The sequence below is a fragment of the Kitasatospora sp. NPDC005751 genome, from assembly GCF_040630835.1.
Classification (GTDB): domain Bacteria; phylum Actinomycetota; class Actinomycetes; order Streptomycetales; family Streptomycetaceae; genus Kitasatospora.
The window spans coordinates 208,141-223,815 of the sequence record NZ_JBEXYC010000006.1 but is presented as its reverse complement, the minus strand read 5'-3'; the positions used below and the strand labels follow the sequence as shown (position 1 = coordinate 223,815).

The following is a 15,675-nucleotide window of genomic DNA, read 5'->3' as shown; positions in this document are numbered from 1 at the left end:
CGACGGCGGGCGGTGCCGCCGGAGCACCGCCCCGGCCGCACCGCCCCCCGTCCTTCAGGCCCCTGCCCCGCCCCGGCCGAGTCGGCCCACCAGGCCGAGTGGGCCATGTGGACCGCGTGGACCGCGTGGGACCGCGCGGGCCGGGACCGAGTCAGCTCCGGCGCCCCCAGCGCCGGCCCTTGCCCTTGCCGTCGCCCCGGTCGCCCGACCCGCCCTGGGCGTCCGCCCTGCCACGGCTCTCCGGCCCGCCGGGGCCGGCCGGAGGAGCGGCCGCGCCACCGCGCGGGTCCTGCGGCGCCGGGTCGGCGGGGCCGCCCTGCTCCCAGCGGGCCCACTCGTCGCGCGAGCCCAGCAGGGTGTCGGTGAGGCTCGGCAGGTCGTCCATCGGCGTCTCCTCGGCCCAGGAGGGCCGGGGGCGCGGTTCGGCGGCGGGCTGCTCCTCCACCGCCGGAAGCTCGCGGGTGCTGTCGACCGGCGTCTCCCGCCCGGCCGGTCCGGCCGGTCCGGCCGGACGGGTCGGCTCGACCCGCGGCAGCACCTCCGTTCGGTCCGCCGGACGGGTCGGCTCGACCCGCGGCAGCACCTCCGTCCGGTCGGCGTGGTCGCGCCGCCCGGCACCCGACCGGTCGGGGTCCGCCGAAGGGACTCGGGGCAGCACCGCCGTCTCGTCCGCCGGAGCGGTGGGGACGACCGGCAGCTTCGCCGTCGCGTCGGCCTCCGGAGCCCGGAACGCGGAAGCGCCACCGGCCCCCGCGGCGCCGGCCGCCTCGGCCGCCCGGACGGCCGCCCGGCGGTCCCGCTCGGAGATCTCCTGGGTCGCGTCCTCGGGCTCCGGCACGATCCGCAGCTCGGTGGTCACGTCGTCGGCCGGCGGAGCGGGCCGGTCCGCCCGGTCCGCCGCGCTCTCGGCGGCGGCAGCGGCCGCGGCGAGCGCGGCGGCCTGCGCCAGCCGGGCCTCCTCGGCCCGCTGCAGCGCCTCCTCCGCGCGCCGGCGCTGCTCCTCGCGCTGCAGCTCACGCTGCCGCTGGAGCTCCGCCTGGGCGGCCGCCTCCTCGGCGAGCCGCCGGCGCTCGGCGGCCTCGGCGGCGAGCCGGGCCTCCTCGGCCGCACGCTGCCTGGCCTCCTCCTCGGCCCGCCGGCGGGCTTCCTCCTCCGCCTTGCGCCGGGCCTCCTCGGCCGCCTTGCGCGCCGCCTCGGCGGCGACCCGCTCGGCCTCCTCCTTGGCCAGCCGCTCCTTCTCCGCCTGTTCGGCGCGGAGCTGCTCCAGCAGCTCCAACCGCTTGCGCTCGGCCTCCGCCTCGGCCGCGCGCCGGCGGGCCTCCTCGGCGGCGCGGCGCTCGGCCTCCTCGCGGGCCAGCCGCTCCTGCTCGACCCGGGCGGCCTTCTCCTGCTCGGAGAGCGGCAGCTCGCGGTCGAGCCGGTGGCGGATCGCGGTGGTGACGAAGCCGGGCTGCTGGCTGCCGTCCACGACCAGGTACCGGGCCGGGTCGGCGGCGGCCAGCGAGAGGAAGCCGGACCGGACCCGCTGGTGGAACTCGGTCGGCTCGGACTCCAGCCGGTCCAGCGCCTCGGTGAACCGCTCCCGGGCCCTGGTCGGGTCGACGTCCAGGACGACGGTCAGGTCGGGCACCAGCCCGCCGGTCGCCCAGCGCGAGATCCGGGCCACCTCGGTGGCGGCCAGGTCGCGCCCGGCGCCCTGGTAGGCGATCGAGGAGTCCATGTAGCGGTCGGTGATGACCACCGCGCCGCGGGCCAGCGCCGGGCGGATGACGTTCTCGACGTGCTCGGCCCGGTCGGCGGCGTAGATCAGCGCCTCGGCGCGGTGCGACAGACCGGTGTTGCCGACGTCCAGGACGAGACCGCGCAGCCGCTGCCCGACCGGGCTGCCGCCGGGCTCACGGGTGAGCACCACCTCGTGGCCCTTGCCCCGGATCCACTCGGCGAGCGCCTGGGCCTGGGTGGACTTGCCGGCGCCGTCGCCGCCCTCCAGGGCGATGAAGAAGCCGGTACCGGTGGTGCGGTGCGGGGCCGGACCGGCGGCGCCGCGCACGGCGTCGACGAGGTCGCGGCCGAACGGGGCGGTGCCCCGCCGGTCGTCGGTCTTGAGCAGCACGACGGCCGCGAGCACCAGCGTCAGCAGCCCGGCGGTGGCCACCGCGAGGGCCGCGCCGCCGTGGATGAAGGTGAACGAGCCGGGCTCGACCGTGCCGTACTCGACCTCGCCGTAGGCCGCGGCGATCAGCGGGACGAGGATCAGCGCGCCGCCCACCACGGCCCGCAGCACCGCGTACAGGTGCTCGTCGACCTTCGGGAGCCGCGCCTCCTCGACCTCCTGGGCGAGCAGCGAGCGCCCGGCCGAGACGACGATCCCGGCGGCCAGGCCGGCCAGCACGGTCAGCAGCAGCACCAGGACGAAGTCCAGCACCAGGCCGGCCAGGATCAGCGCGACGCCCTCGGTCAGCAGCGCCAGTGCGAGCAGCCGGCGGCGGGAGAGCGCGGGCAGGGTGGCCCGGGTGAGCCGGGAGCCGAGCGCCGGGGTGCCGACGGCGGCGAGCACCAGCAGGCCGTAGCCGATCGGCCCGGCCCGGTGCTCGGCGGCGGTCAGCAGCGCGAGCGCCGCGACGCCCGCCATCGAGGCGAAGGCGGCGGCGACCGAGAAGGTGAAGTAGGGGGCGGCGCCGGTGCGGCCCTTGCTCAGCGCGGGGCCGGGCGTGGCGTCGGTCGGCGCGCGCAGGCTCCGCAGCGGGGAGTGCGGAGGGGCCACCGTCGGACCGCCGGGCAGCTGCTGGAGGTACGCCCGGACGGCCGAGACCGTGAACAGGGCGGCCGCGCCGAGCGCCGCGAAGGTGGTCTGGTGGACGCGCAGCCAGTCCGAGCCGAGGGCCGCGAAGACGTTGTTGACCAGGGTGAGCGCGACCAGCGCGGCTGCCGCGAGCGGCACGGTGGCCCAGCCGGTGCGGCGGTCCAGCGTCCGCACGCTCTCCAGGTTGGCCGCGGACGGACGCTGCTCCCCGGGGGGCGCGAAGGGGTTGGCCGGCGGCAGCAGGCCGGGTACGGCGGCGCCCTTGGCGATCGCCCAGACCCGCTCGGCCGCACCGGTCACGAAGACGGTGGCGAGCAGTACGTAGGTCGCGGCGCCGGAGGGCCCGGCGTCGGAGCCCAGCCAGACGATCCACCAGGGCGCGGCGCCGATCAGCACGGCCCGCAGCGCGTCGGCGCCGAGCAGCGTCCAGCGCCGGTCCAGGCGGCCGCTGAGCAGCCCGTGCACCGGGCCGAGCAGGGCGGCGCCGACCAGCAGGGTGGCGGCCAGCCGGGCCGCGAAGACCGCGGCGACGGCGAAGGCGAGGCTGCGCGGCAGGTCGCCGAACTGCCCGCCGAGGGCGGCCGCGATCACCGTCAGCGCGAGCAGCACCAGCAGCCCGAGCCGGTCGGCGGTGCCGCCGATCAGCTGGGTGGTCCAGAGGCGGCGGTAGGGGCGCAGCCGCAACAGTGCCCGGGCGCGCTCACCGGGGGTTCCGGCGGGCGCGACCTCCGGCAGGTCGGGCGTGCCGGCTCTGGCGGCACCGCCGGTGCCGGGGGTGGGCTGCTCCTCGCTCGTCATACGGTCAGCGTAGCGGTCGGCACCGGTCGGAAAAGAGGGGTGCGGGCTTCCGGATGCCCGTCATTGCAGGGTTGTGACGCGCCGCGCACACGCTCGCCACCCCGCGCCGGAGGTGCTCGCGCACCGGTCGCCCACAGACCTCGGGCCCGCGCCTCCGAAGAGGGCGCGGGCCCGGTGCCGCTGGTGGAGGGTCAGCCCTCGTCGACGGCGGCGGTCCTGCTCGCGGCGGCCTTCTTGGTCGCCGTCTTCTTCGCGGCGGCCTTGGTCGTCGTCTTCTTGGCCGTGGTCTTGGCCGCGGCCGTCTTGGTGGTGGTGGTGGTCTTCTTGGTGGCGGTCTTCTTGGCCGCCGCCTTCTTCGCCGGGGCCTTCTTGGCCGTCTTCTTCACCGGCCCGCGGGCCCGCTTCTCCGCCAGCAGCTCGTAGCCGCGCTCGGGAGTGATGGTCTCGACCTCGTCGTCCTTGCGCAGCGTCGCGTTGGTCTCGCCGTCGGTGACGTACGGGCCGAACCGGCCGTCCTTGACCACCACCGGACGCTCGCTGACCGGGTCGGTGCCCAGCTCCTTGAGCGGCGGCGCGGCCGCGGCCCGGCCGCGCTGCTTGGGCTGGGCGTAGATGGCCAGGGCCTCCTCCAGGGTGACCGTGAACATCTGCTCCTCGCTGGTGAGCGAGCGGGAGTCGGTGCCGCGCTTGAGGTACGGCCCGTAGCGGCCGTTCTGCGCGGTGATCTCCACGCCCTCCTGGTCGAGACCGACCACGCGCGGCAGGGACAGCAGCTTCAGCGCGTCGTCGAGCGTGACGGTGTCCAGCGACATCGACTGGAGCAGCGACGCGGTCCGCGGCTTCACGGCGTTCTTGCCGGTCTTCGGCGTGCCCTCGGGCAGGATCTCGGTCACGTAGGGGCCGTACCGGCCGTCCTTGGCGACCAGCTGGTTGCCGCTGACCGGGTCCTGGCCGAGCTCGAAGTCGCCGCTGGGCTTGGCCAGCAGCTCCTCGGCCAGCTCGACGGTGAGCTCGTCCGGCGGCAGCTCGTCCGGGATGTCGGCGCGCCGGCCGGGCTCGCCCTCCACAGTGGAGGCGCGCTCGACGTACGGGCCGTAACGGCCGACCCGCAGGGTGAGGTCGTCGCTGATCCGGAACGAGCTGATCTCCCGGGCATCGATCGCGCCGAGGTCGGTGACCAGTTCCTTCAGACCGCCCAGGTGGTCGCCGTCGCCGTTGCCGGCCTCGGCGGCGCCGCCGGTGGCGTGGCCCTCGCCCTCACCGAAGTAGAAGCGCTTCAGCCACGGCACGGACTGCGCCTCGCCCGCGGCGATGCGGTCGAGGTCGTCCTCCATCCGCGCGGTGAAGTCGTAGTCGACCAGCCGGCCGAAGTGCTTCTCCAGCAGGTTGACCACGGCGAAGGAGAGGAACGACGGCACCAGCGCCGTCCCCTTCTTGAAGACGTAGCGGCGCCCGATGATGGTGTCGATGATCGAGGCGTAGGTGGACGGGCGGCCGATCTCCCGGTCCTCCAGCTCCTTGACCAGCGAGGCCTCGGTGTAGCGGGCCGGCGGCTTGGTGGCGTGGCCCTCCGGGGTGAGCTGCTCGGCGGACAGCGGGTCGCCCTCGGTCACCTGCGGCAGCCGGCGCTCGCGGTCGTCCAGCTCGGCGTTCGGGTCGTCGGCGCCCTCGACGTAGGCCTTGAGGAAGCCGTGGAAGGTGATGATCTTGCCCGAGGCGGAGAACTCGGCGTCCCGGCCGTCCGCGGAACGGCCGCCGACCTTCACGGTCACCGACTGGCCGACCGCGTCCTTCATCTGGGAGGCGACGGTGCGCATCCAGATCAGCTCGTAGAGCCGGAAGTCGTCGCCGCTCAGGCCGGTCTCGGCCGGGGTGCGGAAGCGGTCGCCAGAGGGGCGGACGGCCTCGTGCGCCTCCTGGGCGTTCTTGACCTTGCTGGCGTACGTGCGCGGCGCGTCCGGCAGGTAGTCGGCCCCGTAGAGCTGGGTGACCTGCGCCCGGGCGGCCGAGATCGCGGTCTCCGACAGCGTGGTGGAGTCGGTACGCATATAGGTGATGAAGCCGTTCTCGTACAGCTTCTGGGCCACCTGCATGGTCCGCTTGGCACCGAAGCCCAGCTTGCGGCTGGCCTCCTGCTGGAGCGTGGTGGTGCGGAACGGCGCGTACGGCGAGCGGCGGTACGGCTTGGACTCGACGCTGCGGACACCGAACGAGGTCTGCTCCAGGGCGGCGGCCAGCGCGCGGGCGGCCTGCTCGTCCAGGTGCAGGGTGTTGACGCTGCCGGCCTTCAGCCGGCCGTCCGAACCGAAGTCGCGGCCGCTGGCGATCCGCTTGCCGTCGACGGCCGAGAGCCGGGCGCCGAAGGTCTCCGGGTTGGCGGCGTCGGCCGGGGTGCGGCCGGTGCCGAAGGTGGCGACCAGGTCCCAGTAGGAGGCGCTGCGGAAGGCGATCCGCTCGCGCTCCCGCTCGACCACCAGGCGGGTCGCGACGGACTGGACGCGGCCGGCCGACAGCTTCGGCATGACCTTCTTCCAGAGCACCGGCGAGACCTCGAAGCCGTAGAGGCGGTCGAGGATGCGGCGGGTCTCCTGGGCGTCGACCAGGCGCTGGTTCAGCTCGCGCGGGTTGGCCACCGCCTCCTGGATCGCGGTCTTGGTGATCTCGTGGAACACCATCCGGTGCACCGGCACCTTGGGCTTCAGGACCTGCTGGAGGTGCCACGCGATGGCCTCGCCCTCGCGGTCCTCATCGGTGGCGAGGAAGAGTTCGTCGGACTCGGCCAGCAGCGACTTCAACTTGCTGACCTGCGACTTCTTGTCCGCGTTCACCACGTAGATGGGCGCGAAGTCGTGGTCGACATCGACGCCGAGGCGGCGCACCTCGCCGGTGTACTTGTCCGGGACCTCGGCCGCTGTGCTGGGCAGGTCCCGGATGTGCCCGACGCTCGCCTCGACGATGTAGCCGGGGCCAAGGTAGCCCTTGATCGTCTTCGCCTTGGCCGGCGACTCGACAATGACGAGTCGCTGTCCGTGCGCGGTCTCGCTGCTCGGGGACACCTTCGCTCTTCTCTCCCGGTCGTTACGTGAGCTGGTCGGCGCCGGCAGCACAGGCTGCGCTCCGCCCGACCCCTCCACCGTCCCGGGGGCGCCGCTGCACGACGACCCCACCAGCGGAGTGTGACCGTACCCCGGCCACCCTTGTCAAACGGAAGGATCCTGCTTTTTCACCGGCAAGGCCGACCGACGCCACTCGAACGGTAACCCGATGATGGAGGATCGCGCCCCGTGGAGGGGGGCTTCGGCGGGTTTCGAAGGATGGAATGACGGATTTCAAGATCTGTCAACGGAGAATCGACACCTCGCGGCGGGCGGAGCGGCGGCGGGGACGGGGCTCAGCCCGTGAGGCCGGCGGCGATCAGTACCGCCCCCGCGGCCACACAGCCGGTGCCGAGCGAGGTCCAGAGCAGATCGGCCACCGCCGCCCGGCCGGTTTCCGCCGCAGCCAGGACCGCGCGGCTCGGCCGCCGAGGATCGTAGGAGATACGGACGGACGCCCCGGGCGCGAAGCGGGCCGGCCGGCGCAGCGGGGTGTGGCCGCGCGGGCGGGTGATCACCAGCTCGGCGCATCGCCCCGGGCCGGAGGCGCCGGTGACGGCCGGTGCGGAGAAGGAGAGCAGCGGTGCGCTGTCCAGCTCACCGTGGGCGTCGGCCTCGGCGACCACCGTGGCCACCGTCGGCACGCCACGGCGCCGCACCAGGTGGCGAAGGCGCACTTCGGACGCGCACCAGAGCAGCAGTGCGCCGCCGAAGAGCGCGAGCACCGCGCCGCCCGCCGTGGCCGTCGTCGTGTCCACCCCTTGCCCCCAGCTCTGTCCACAGCCTGTGGACAGAGCTTCACAGCCCGGGGCCAACGCGGGACAGCCGTTCGGCGGCCGGCGGGCGAACCAGGAGACACCGGGAGATGAACCGGCAGGGGCTCGACCCGGCCCGTTCGGACCGGATCGGGTCGTGCCGGACCGAGCCGTGGCGGGCCGTCGGACCGCGCCGGGCCGTGCCGGGTCACGGCAGGCCGTTTCGAGCCACGGCAGGCCGCGGCGGGGCCGCCTTCGGGCTTCGACGCGAGCCGAACGAACGAGGGCACCGGCGGGTGGCGGACGGACACCGGGTGTCGGCCGCGGGTGGGCGGCCGACCGGGCGCCGGGGGCGGCGGACCCGCAGGGCGGCCGGCCTGCGGGGCAGCGGGGCAGCAGGCCCGCGGGCCCGCGGGGCGGCTCCGGGGCCGTTACTCGACCGGTCGGATGAACCCCTGCTCGGTGAGGAGCCGCAAGGACTCCGGCACCCGGTCCCGCAGGACCACCCGGTCCTCGCCGAGCAGCTGCGCGATGGCGTCCACGATCTCGCCGGCCGACAGCGTCCCGTCGCAGACCCCGGCGAACCCGGCTCCCACCGTGTCCACCTTGGTGGCCCGCCGCATGCCGCGGTTGTGGCGCAGGATCACGTGCTCCGGGTCCTCCGCCCCGGGTGCGCCGACCTGCTCCTGGACCACCTCGTCGGCCAGCACGTACCGGGCCGCGAGCAGCCCCGCGTCGTCGTGCGTGCGCAGGTAGTCCTGCCGGTCGAACCACTCCTCGATGTGCGGGCCGAGCGGCTGCTCGACCGGGTGCGGCCACTCCTCCACCCGGACGGTCGGCCGCTCGGCGCCGCTCGCCCGCAGCGTGATCCAGCCGAAGCCGATGCCCTCGACCCGGCCCGCCTCGAAGGCATCCAGCCACTCGCCGTACCGGGCCTGGTAGTCACCGCCGGCGCCGCGGTGGTCACCGCCGTCGCGCAGCCACAACTCGGCGTACTGGGCGACGTCCTGGACCTCCCGCTGGACGACCCAGGCGTCCAGGCCGGTGCCCGCCACCCAGCCGGCCAGCCGGTCGTGCCAGTCCTCGCCCTTGACGTGCTGCCAGTTGGCGAGCAACTGGCAGTAGCCGCCCGGCTCCAGGTGCGCGGCGGCGGAGCGGACCAGACTGCGGCAGAGGTCGTCGCCGGCCATGCCGCCGTCGCGGTAGGTGAAGCGGCCGGTGGGCGAGATCACGAACGGCGGGTTGGAGACGATCAGGTCGAACTTCCGCTCCCCGACCGGCTCGAAGAGGCTGCCGGCGGCGGCGTCGGTGTTGTCGAAGCCGGAGAGCGCGAGCGTCAGCTCGGTGAACCTCAGCGCCCGCGGATTGAGGTCGGTGGCGGTGACCCGCTGCGCGTGCCGGGCCGCGTGCAGGGCCTGCACCCCGGAGCCCGAGCCGAGGTCCAGGGCGGCCCGGACCGAGCGGCGCACCGTGATGTTGGCCAGCGTCGTGGAGGCGCCCCCCACCCCGAGCACCAGGTCCTTGCGGGCCACGCCGTGCGCGGTCTCGCCGGAGCCGATCCCGCCCGCGCCGCCGACCGCGCAGCCCAGGTCGGAGACCACCCAGGCGTCCGAACTGGGCAGACCGGAGACCTCGTTGGCGTACGGGCGGACGTCCACGGTGGCGCGCACCTGCTCCCCGTCCGCGCGCAGCCAGCCGTCGGTCAGACAGTCCTCGACCGGCAGCGCGGCGGCGGCCGCCTTGTACGGCACGGGCTGCTGCAGCAGGAACAGCCGCACCAGCGTCTCCAGCGGGCTGCCGCCACGGGTCGCGCGCAGCGCCGGGACGGCCTCGCTGCGCGCCAGCGCCGCGTAGCCGGTGGGCCCGAGCAGGTCGAGGCAGCCGTCGGCGGTGTACGCGGCGGCGAGCAGCGCCTCACGGAACTTGGGGAGGCGGGTCGGGTCGAGAACGGGGCTACTGATCACCCCGCCATTGTCCCCCCGGCCGCCGGGCCCGCTCCCCGCCGGGGCCGCCCGTGCCGGGGCCGGGCCGCCGACCCGCCCGCGCCGAGCACGGCCGGGCGGGACCGGCTCCGGACGGGGACGAGGCTCCGGACCGGGTCGGCTCCGGACCGGTCGGGTCAGCTCGCCGAGGGCGCGGGGCTGGACGCGGCGGGGGCGGGCGGGGCCGAGGTCGCGGCCGGGTCCGTCGCGGCCTGGCTGCCCGCCGGGCTCGCACCGTCGGTCGCGCCGTCGGTCGCCCCGGGCGCGGGGGTGCCGGTGCTGCCGCCGGCCGTCGGCGTCCCGCTCGCTCCGGCGGTCGGCGCCGCGGCGGCCGAGCCCGGCTTGCAGCCCTCCTGCTTGGCCATCGCGGCACCGAGGTCGCCGCGCTGCAGCTTGGCCTGTGCCTGGGTGGAGAGCGAGGCCAGCTTCTGCACCTGGTCGGCGACGCTGCGCAGCCCGTCGGCGAACTTCGCCTGTTCGTCGTTGGGCAGCGCGTCCAGCTTCTTCTGGACGTCGAGGTACAGGTCGGCCGCCTTGTTGAGCTCGGAGACGGTGTCCTTCTGGAGGTTCCCGCCCTCGTCGACCTTGGGCGCACCGGCGGAGTCGATGGCGGCGGCGATCTCCTGGTTGGTCTTGGCCAGCCGCCCGATGTCGGCGGAGAGGCGCTTCTGCAGATCGGCCGGGGCCTCACCGGTCTTCACCTGGCCGGTGTCCGCCAGAGCGGTCTGCGCCTGGGCGATCGGGTCCTTGGCCGCGCCGCAGACGTTCGCCGCCCAGGACTCCAGCTGCTTGCTGTTGTCGTCGCCGCAGCCGACGGCGCCGAACGCCAGCAGCGCGCCGAGCGCGGGTACGGCCAGCAGTCGCTTGTTCACCGGGAGAAGCCCTTTCGGTTTCGGTCGTCGAACTGCGAACCTACACGGCCGCCACCCGGCCCCCGGTTCCCGCCCGTACCGGCTCCGTCGGTCTCCCCGGCCTGGACCGGTCGCTCCTCTCCTTCGGACGGCTTTCCCCGGCCTCGGGGGCCCTCACGGCGGGAGGCGTACCGGGCCGGGGATATGGACTCAGGCCGACCGGGTTCAGGCCCGCTCGACCCTGACCGGGTCGTTCGGGCGGACGGTGCGCAGCACTTCGGGATCCCCGTCCAGGGAGCCGAGGATGTTGCAGGGGCTGGCCAGCCGGCACTCGCCGTCCCGGGAGATCGGCGTCGGCCCGAAGGGCAGCGCGAGGCTGTCACCGTCCGTCCAGAACGCCACGGTGCCCGGCTCGACGACCTGCCGGGCGTCGTCCTCCCGGGGCACGCTGACCGGCGTCCCGAAGTACACCTCCTCGCCCCAGGTACTGGCCGACGAGCTGATCGGCAACGCACCCCAGAGCGCCTGGGCGGTGGGGGTGGCCGTGAGCGTGGCGAGCGCCTGACCGGCGGGCCACAGGATGCGAATCCGCATGGGTTCCCTCTTCTACGACAGACCCGATCACCGATCGGGGCCGGTCGTGCCGAGAGCAGGGAACCGTCGGATTCAACAGTTTGTCAATGCGCTCCCGCCAGGTGGACTCCCCGGCTGCGGCCGTGGCGTCGCGCGAGGGACGTGTGCGGCAACCGGTCGGCCGTCACGACGGCGGCGCGGCCGCAACGGCGCGCGAGGACCACGACAGCGGCCACCGCCGTGGTCGGCGGGCAGCAGGAACCGGCCGGACGGGAGGGCCCGGTCGGCCGTCGGCAGTCGACCGTCGGCAGTCGCCGGTCAGAGTGCCATCGCGTCGACCGAGACCGGCCAGCTCATCCGGATCAGGCCACCGCTCGCTCCGCTGGTGACCTCCAGCTCCTCCACCAGTCCGGTGATCACGGCGAGACCCAGGGTGTCCTCGTCCGGATCGCCTTCGGCAGCACCCGGGGCCGGCACGGTGGCGGGGCCCGCCTCGTCCTCGACCTCGATGAGGAAACGCTTCTCCTGGTCCGTGAGAGCGACCCTCACCGCACCGGTGATGCCACCGCGCTGGTGCAGGCCGACCGCACGGGAGCACGCCTCACCCACGGCGAGCCGGACCTCGTCGAGCACCGACTCGTCGACCCCGGCTCGTCTTGCCACAGCCGCGGCGACCAGCCGGGCCGTACGGACATGCTCGGGAAGCGCGCTGAATCGAAGTTCGACGGTTGCCATCTCTCCCCCTCGGGGTGTCCGGCCGAGGCCGGGCATGCGGGCCCCTGCTAACCGGTCCCACCGGCTCCGGGGCGGGCCCGGACGGGCCGGGGCCACACGGGGGCCCCGGCACGCCGGACACGTGGATCGGACGGGTCGACACGAGGCCGGCCCGGCCTGGTCAGTCGGTCGAGTTGACCGCGTCGTCCACCGAGGTGTGGATCGGGAAGACCTTGGTCAGGCCGGTGATGCGGAAGATCTTCAGAATGCGCTCCTGGTTGCACACCAGGCGCAGCGAGCCCTCATGGGCCCGCACTCGCTTCAGACCGCCCACCAGCACGCCCAGACCGGTCGAGTCGAGGAAGTCCACGCCCTCCATGTCGACGACGAGGTGGTAATTGCCGTCGTTGACGAGCTCGACCAACTGCTCACGCAGCTTCGGGGCGGTGTACACATCGATCTCGCCGCCAACCTCGACGACCGTGCGATCGCCGACTGTACGGGTCGACAGGGACAGGTCCACGGAACCTCCAGCACCTTGCCTTGCTACGTCATTGCGATCTTCGGCCGGACGGCCGTCACCGCATGGTCGCGTACCCCGGACGCGCCCAATCACGCGTGGCGAGCCTCAGCGCTGCGACCCCCGGCCGTACGGCCGTCACGGCCACATTCAACCACCTGCGACCATGACCGCACGATGGCTTACGACGATTCTCCGTCACGCCGGTGACACACTGGGTCCTCATGCCGCCCCGTCACAGCCTGCCCGAGGCACTGCTCACGACCCTGTCCACCACCCGGGGGCGGTCGGACCGGCTCACCCATACGGAGCACCTTCCCGCCCGACCAGCACGTTATTCACCCTGGCCCGACTCGATCCGACCCGAGATCGTCGCCTCCGCCCGGGAGCTGGGCGTGGAACGTCCTTGGGCCCATCAGGCAGAAGCGATGAACCTGGCCAAAAGCGGCCATACTGTGGTGATCGCCACAGGAACCGCCTCGGGCAAGTCGCTCGGCTATCTGGCGCCGGTGCTCAGCGACCTGCTGGACGGGACCGAGGCCCGCAACGGCCGTGGCGCCACCGCGCTCTACCTGGCCCCGACGAAGGCGCTCGCCGCCGACCAGCGGCGACGGGCCGCCGAACTCGCCCCGCCCAGGGTCCGGCCCGCCCTCTACGACGGCGACACCCCGCCCGAGGAACGCGAGTGGGTCCGCCAGTACGCCTCCTACGTGCTCACCAATCCCGACATGCTGCACCGCGGCATCCTGCCCGCGCACGCGCGCTGGTCCTCCTTCCTCAAGACGCTGCGCTACGTGGTGGTCGACGAGTGCCACAGCTACCGGGGCGTGTTCGGCTCGCACGTCGCCCAGGTGCTGCGCCGACTGCGCCGGATCTGTGCCCGGTACGGCTCCTCCCCGACCTTCCTGCTGGCCTCGGCCACCACCGCCGACCCGGCCGCCACCGCCCGGCTGCTCACCGGGCTGCCCGCCGAAGCCGTCACCGAGGACGCCTCGCCGCGCGGTCCGATGGTGTTCGGGCTCTGGGAGCCGCCGCTCACCGAGAACGTCGGCGAGCACGGGGCCCCGGTCCGCAGGACGGCCACCGCCGAGGCCGCCCACCTGCTGACCGACCTCGTCGAACGGCAGACCCGCACCGTCGTGTTCGTCCGCTCCCGCCGGGCGGCCGAACTCGTCGCGCTCCAGGCCCAGGACCAGCTCGGCCGACCGCTCGCCGAACGGGTCGCCGCCTACCGCGGTGGCTACCTCGCCGACGAGCGCCGGGCCCTCGAACGCGATCTGCAGTCCGGCCGGCTGCTCGGCGTCGCCTCCACCTCCGCTCTCGAACTGGGCGTCGACATCTCGGGTCTGGACGCCGTCCTGATGGCCGGGTACCCCGGCACCCGGGCCTCGCTCTGGCAGCAGGCCGGGCGGGCCGGGCGCGAGGCCCAGGGCGCCCTGGCCGTCCTGATCGCCCGCGACGACCCGCTGGACACCTACCTGGTGCACCACCCGGAGGCGCTCTTCGCCACGCCCGTCGAAGCCACCGTGCTCGACCCCGACAATCCGCACGTCCTCGCCCCGCACCTGTGCGCGGCGGCCGCCGAACTCCCACTCACGGACAGCGACCTGGACCTGTTCGGCCCCTCCGCGGGCCCGCTGCTGCCCGTCCTGGAGCGGCGCGGGCTGCTCCGCCGCCGCGGGGGCGGTTGGTACTGGACCCGCCGCGAACGCGCCGCCGACGCCGTCGACCTGCGTGGCAGCGGTGGCAACCCGGTGCAGATCGTCGAGGCCCCGACCGGCCGGCTGCTGGGCACCGTGGACGCCTCCGCCGCCCACACCACCGTCCACACCGGGGCCGTCCACATCCACCGGGGACGCAGCTACCTCGTCCGGGACTTCGACCTGGACAGCTCCGTCGCCCTGGTCGACCCGGCCGACCCGCCGTACACGACGGCCGCCCGGGACATCACCTCCATCTCGGTGCTCTCCACCGACACCTCCCACGCCTGGGGCGAGGGCCGGCTCAGCTTCGGTTCGGTGGAGGTCGTCAACCAGGTGGTCGGCTACCTCCGCAAACGGATCTCCACCGGGGAGATCATGGGCGAGACCAAACTCGACCTGCCGCCCCGGACCCTGCGGACCCGGGCGGTCTGGTGGTCCGTCACCGAGGACCAGCTGCTCGACGCGGACATCCCGCTCGACCAGTTGCCCGGGGCCGCCCACGCCGCCGAACACGCCTCCATCGGCCTGCTGCCGCTCTTCGCCACCTGCGACCGCTGGGACATCGGCGGTGTCTCGGTGCCGCTGCACCCCGACACCGAGCTGCCGACGGTCTTCGTCTACGACGGCCACGCGGGCGGGGCCGGGTTCGCCGAACGCGGCTTCCAGCGCGCCGTCCAGTGGCTGACGGCCACCCGGGAGGCGATCGCCGCCTGCGAGTGCGAACGCGGCTGCCCGTCCTGCGTGCAGTCGCCCAAGTGCGGCAACGGCAACGAACCGCTGGACAAGGCGGCCGCCGTCCGACTGCTGGACATCCTGCTCGCCGGAGCACCGGCGGCCGACGGGGCCGGGGCCCCAAGCGGGGACGGGGACGGGGACGGGGACGGAGACGGGGACGGGGACCGGACGCCTCACGAGCCTCAGGGCGACGGCGGCCCCGAGGCCGGGGCCGGGACGGCCGAGCCGTCCGCCGGGGGCTCATGAGCCGCCTGCCGTCGCACTGGCGCCCCCGTCCGCGGCAGCAGTCGTAGCAGCAGCCGTAGCAGCAGCCGCGGCACGGATCGGCCCGGCTCGGGAACGGGCCCGCGCGGGCCCGATCGGCAGATCCACCGGAAGGCGGCCGATCGACACCTCCGCCACCACCTCGACGGCGTCCGCCTCCCGGTCCACCGTGCAGGACACCAGGGCGGCCGCCTGTGCCCGTGCGATCCCGGCGGCCCGGGCGCACCCGCCGTCCAGGTCCAGCAGCAGCCGGTCGGCCGCCGCGAGGGCCGCCAGGTCGGCGGCGGACTCGGCGCGGTGGCGGGCGCCCACCACCGCGCCGACCGAGAGGACCGCGGCGAACGTCGTGCAGCCGAGCACCGCGAACGCGACCAGCCAGACCGTCGCGGATCCGCCGTCGCTCGGGCGCCCGACGGCTGCACGGGCGCCCCGGACTCTGGCCACCCTGCCCATCACGGCCGCCCCAGGGATCAGGAGGGCCATGGACCCGCACCCCCGCCGCCCGTCAGGGTGTCCTCCCGCGCCGCCACCGCGGCCGCGCCGAGCCGTACCGAGAGCAGGCCGGCGAGCCGGCCCGGGGCCACCGAGGGCGCGTCCACCGTGACCCGAACCGTGTCCGCCTCGACGGCCACCCGCACAGCAGCCCCGGGCGGGGCCGCCGCCTGGGCGATCGCGGCAGCGTCCACCTCGCCACGCGCGGCCGCGCGGGCGCCCACCCGCGCCGCGTCGACGCAGCGGATCTGCGCGGCCGCCGCGAGCACTCCCCAGATCAGCATCACGGCGAGCAGGACCAGGGCCGGCATCGCCACCGCCGTCTCGGCGGTGACGAAGCCCGCGTCCCGGCGACGGAGCGGGGTCACCCCGGCTGCCCCAGACGTCCTG

Annotated in this window: 11 protein-coding genes; 1 reads left to right on the top strand and 10 read right to left on the bottom strand. The window is 74.7% G+C overall.

What is annotated here, in order from left to right:
* Positions 1 to 151: 151 nt before the first annotated feature.
* From tmk to bldG, 8 genes are all read right to left on the bottom strand, one after another.
* Positions 152 to 3,601, bottom strand: coding sequence for a dTMP kinase (gene tmk, locus ABZ497_RS09490; protein ID WP_359804146.1), 3,450 nt, complete (start codon positions 3,599 to 3,601; stop codon positions 152 to 154).
* A 191-nt stretch (positions 3,602 to 3,792) separates the two neighbouring features.
* Complete coding sequence (gene topA, locus ABZ497_RS09485) at positions 3,793 to 6,657, bottom strand: type I DNA topoisomerase (protein ID WP_359804145.1); 2,865 nt, start codon at positions 6,655 to 6,657, stop codon at positions 3,793 to 3,795.
* A 335-nt stretch (positions 6,658 to 6,992) separates the two neighbouring features.
* Positions 6,993 to 7,454 (bottom strand): DUF3592 domain-containing protein, encoded by a 462-nt coding sequence (locus ABZ497_RS09480; RefSeq protein WP_359804144.1) that lies wholly within the window; start codon positions 7,452 to 7,454, stop codon positions 6,993 to 6,995.
* A 428-nt stretch (positions 7,455 to 7,882) separates the two neighbouring features.
* Positions 7,883 to 9,415, bottom strand: a complete 1,533-nt coding sequence (locus ABZ497_RS09475) for a methyltransferase (RefSeq protein ID WP_359804143.1) — start codon at positions 9,413 to 9,415, stop codon at positions 7,883 to 7,885.
* A gap of 155 nt (positions 9,416 to 9,570) precedes the next feature.
* Positions 9,571 to 10,305, bottom strand: coding sequence for a small secreted protein (locus ABZ497_RS09470; RefSeq protein WP_359804142.1), 735 nt, complete (start codon positions 10,303 to 10,305; stop codon positions 9,571 to 9,573).
* 204 nt (positions 10,306 to 10,509) lie between these two features.
* Positions 10,510 to 10,878, bottom strand: coding sequence for a cyclophilin-like fold protein (locus ABZ497_RS09465; RefSeq protein WP_352291048.1), 369 nt, complete (start codon positions 10,876 to 10,878; stop codon positions 10,510 to 10,512).
* A 297-nt stretch (positions 10,879 to 11,175) separates the two neighbouring features.
* Positions 11,176 to 11,592, bottom strand: coding sequence for an ATP-binding protein (locus ABZ497_RS09460; protein WP_329488498.1), 417 nt, complete (start codon positions 11,590 to 11,592; stop codon positions 11,176 to 11,178).
* 160 nt (positions 11,593 to 11,752) lie between these two features.
* The gene (bldG, locus tag ABZ497_RS09455) at positions 11,753 to 12,094 is read right to left on the bottom strand and encodes an anti-sigma factor antagonist BldG (RefSeq protein ID WP_148644090.1); all 342 of its coding nucleotides are present in this window, start codon (positions 12,092 to 12,094) and stop codon (positions 11,753 to 11,755) included.
* Positions 12,095 to 12,315: 221 nt separating this feature from the next.
* Here bldG and ABZ497_RS09450 point away from each other — a divergent pair, with 221 nt between their 5' ends.
* Positions 12,316 to 14,775, top strand: coding sequence for a DEAD/DEAH box helicase (locus tag ABZ497_RS09450; protein WP_359804141.1), 2,460 nt, complete (start codon positions 12,316 to 12,318; stop codon positions 14,773 to 14,775).
* On the opposite strand, the gene ABZ497_RS09445 is transcribed toward ABZ497_RS09450, so the two are convergent.
* Together ABZ497_RS09445 and ABZ497_RS09440 are read right to left on the bottom strand one after the other, a co-directional pair.
* Complete coding sequence (locus ABZ497_RS09445; protein WP_359804140.1) at positions 14,770 to 15,276, bottom strand: Rv3654c family TadE-like protein; 507 nt, start codon at positions 15,274 to 15,276, stop codon at positions 14,770 to 14,772. The two genes, ABZ497_RS09450 and ABZ497_RS09445, sit on opposite strands and share 6 nt — an antisense overlap.
* On the bottom strand, positions 15,264 to 15,653 hold the full coding sequence (locus ABZ497_RS09440; RefSeq protein ID WP_359804139.1) for a TadE family type IV pilus minor pilin: 390 nt from the start codon (positions 15,651 to 15,653) through the stop codon (positions 15,264 to 15,266). Before ABZ497_RS09440 ends, ABZ497_RS09445 begins: the two co-directional genes overlap by 13 nt.
* Positions 15,654 to 15,675 lie beyond the last annotated feature (22 nt).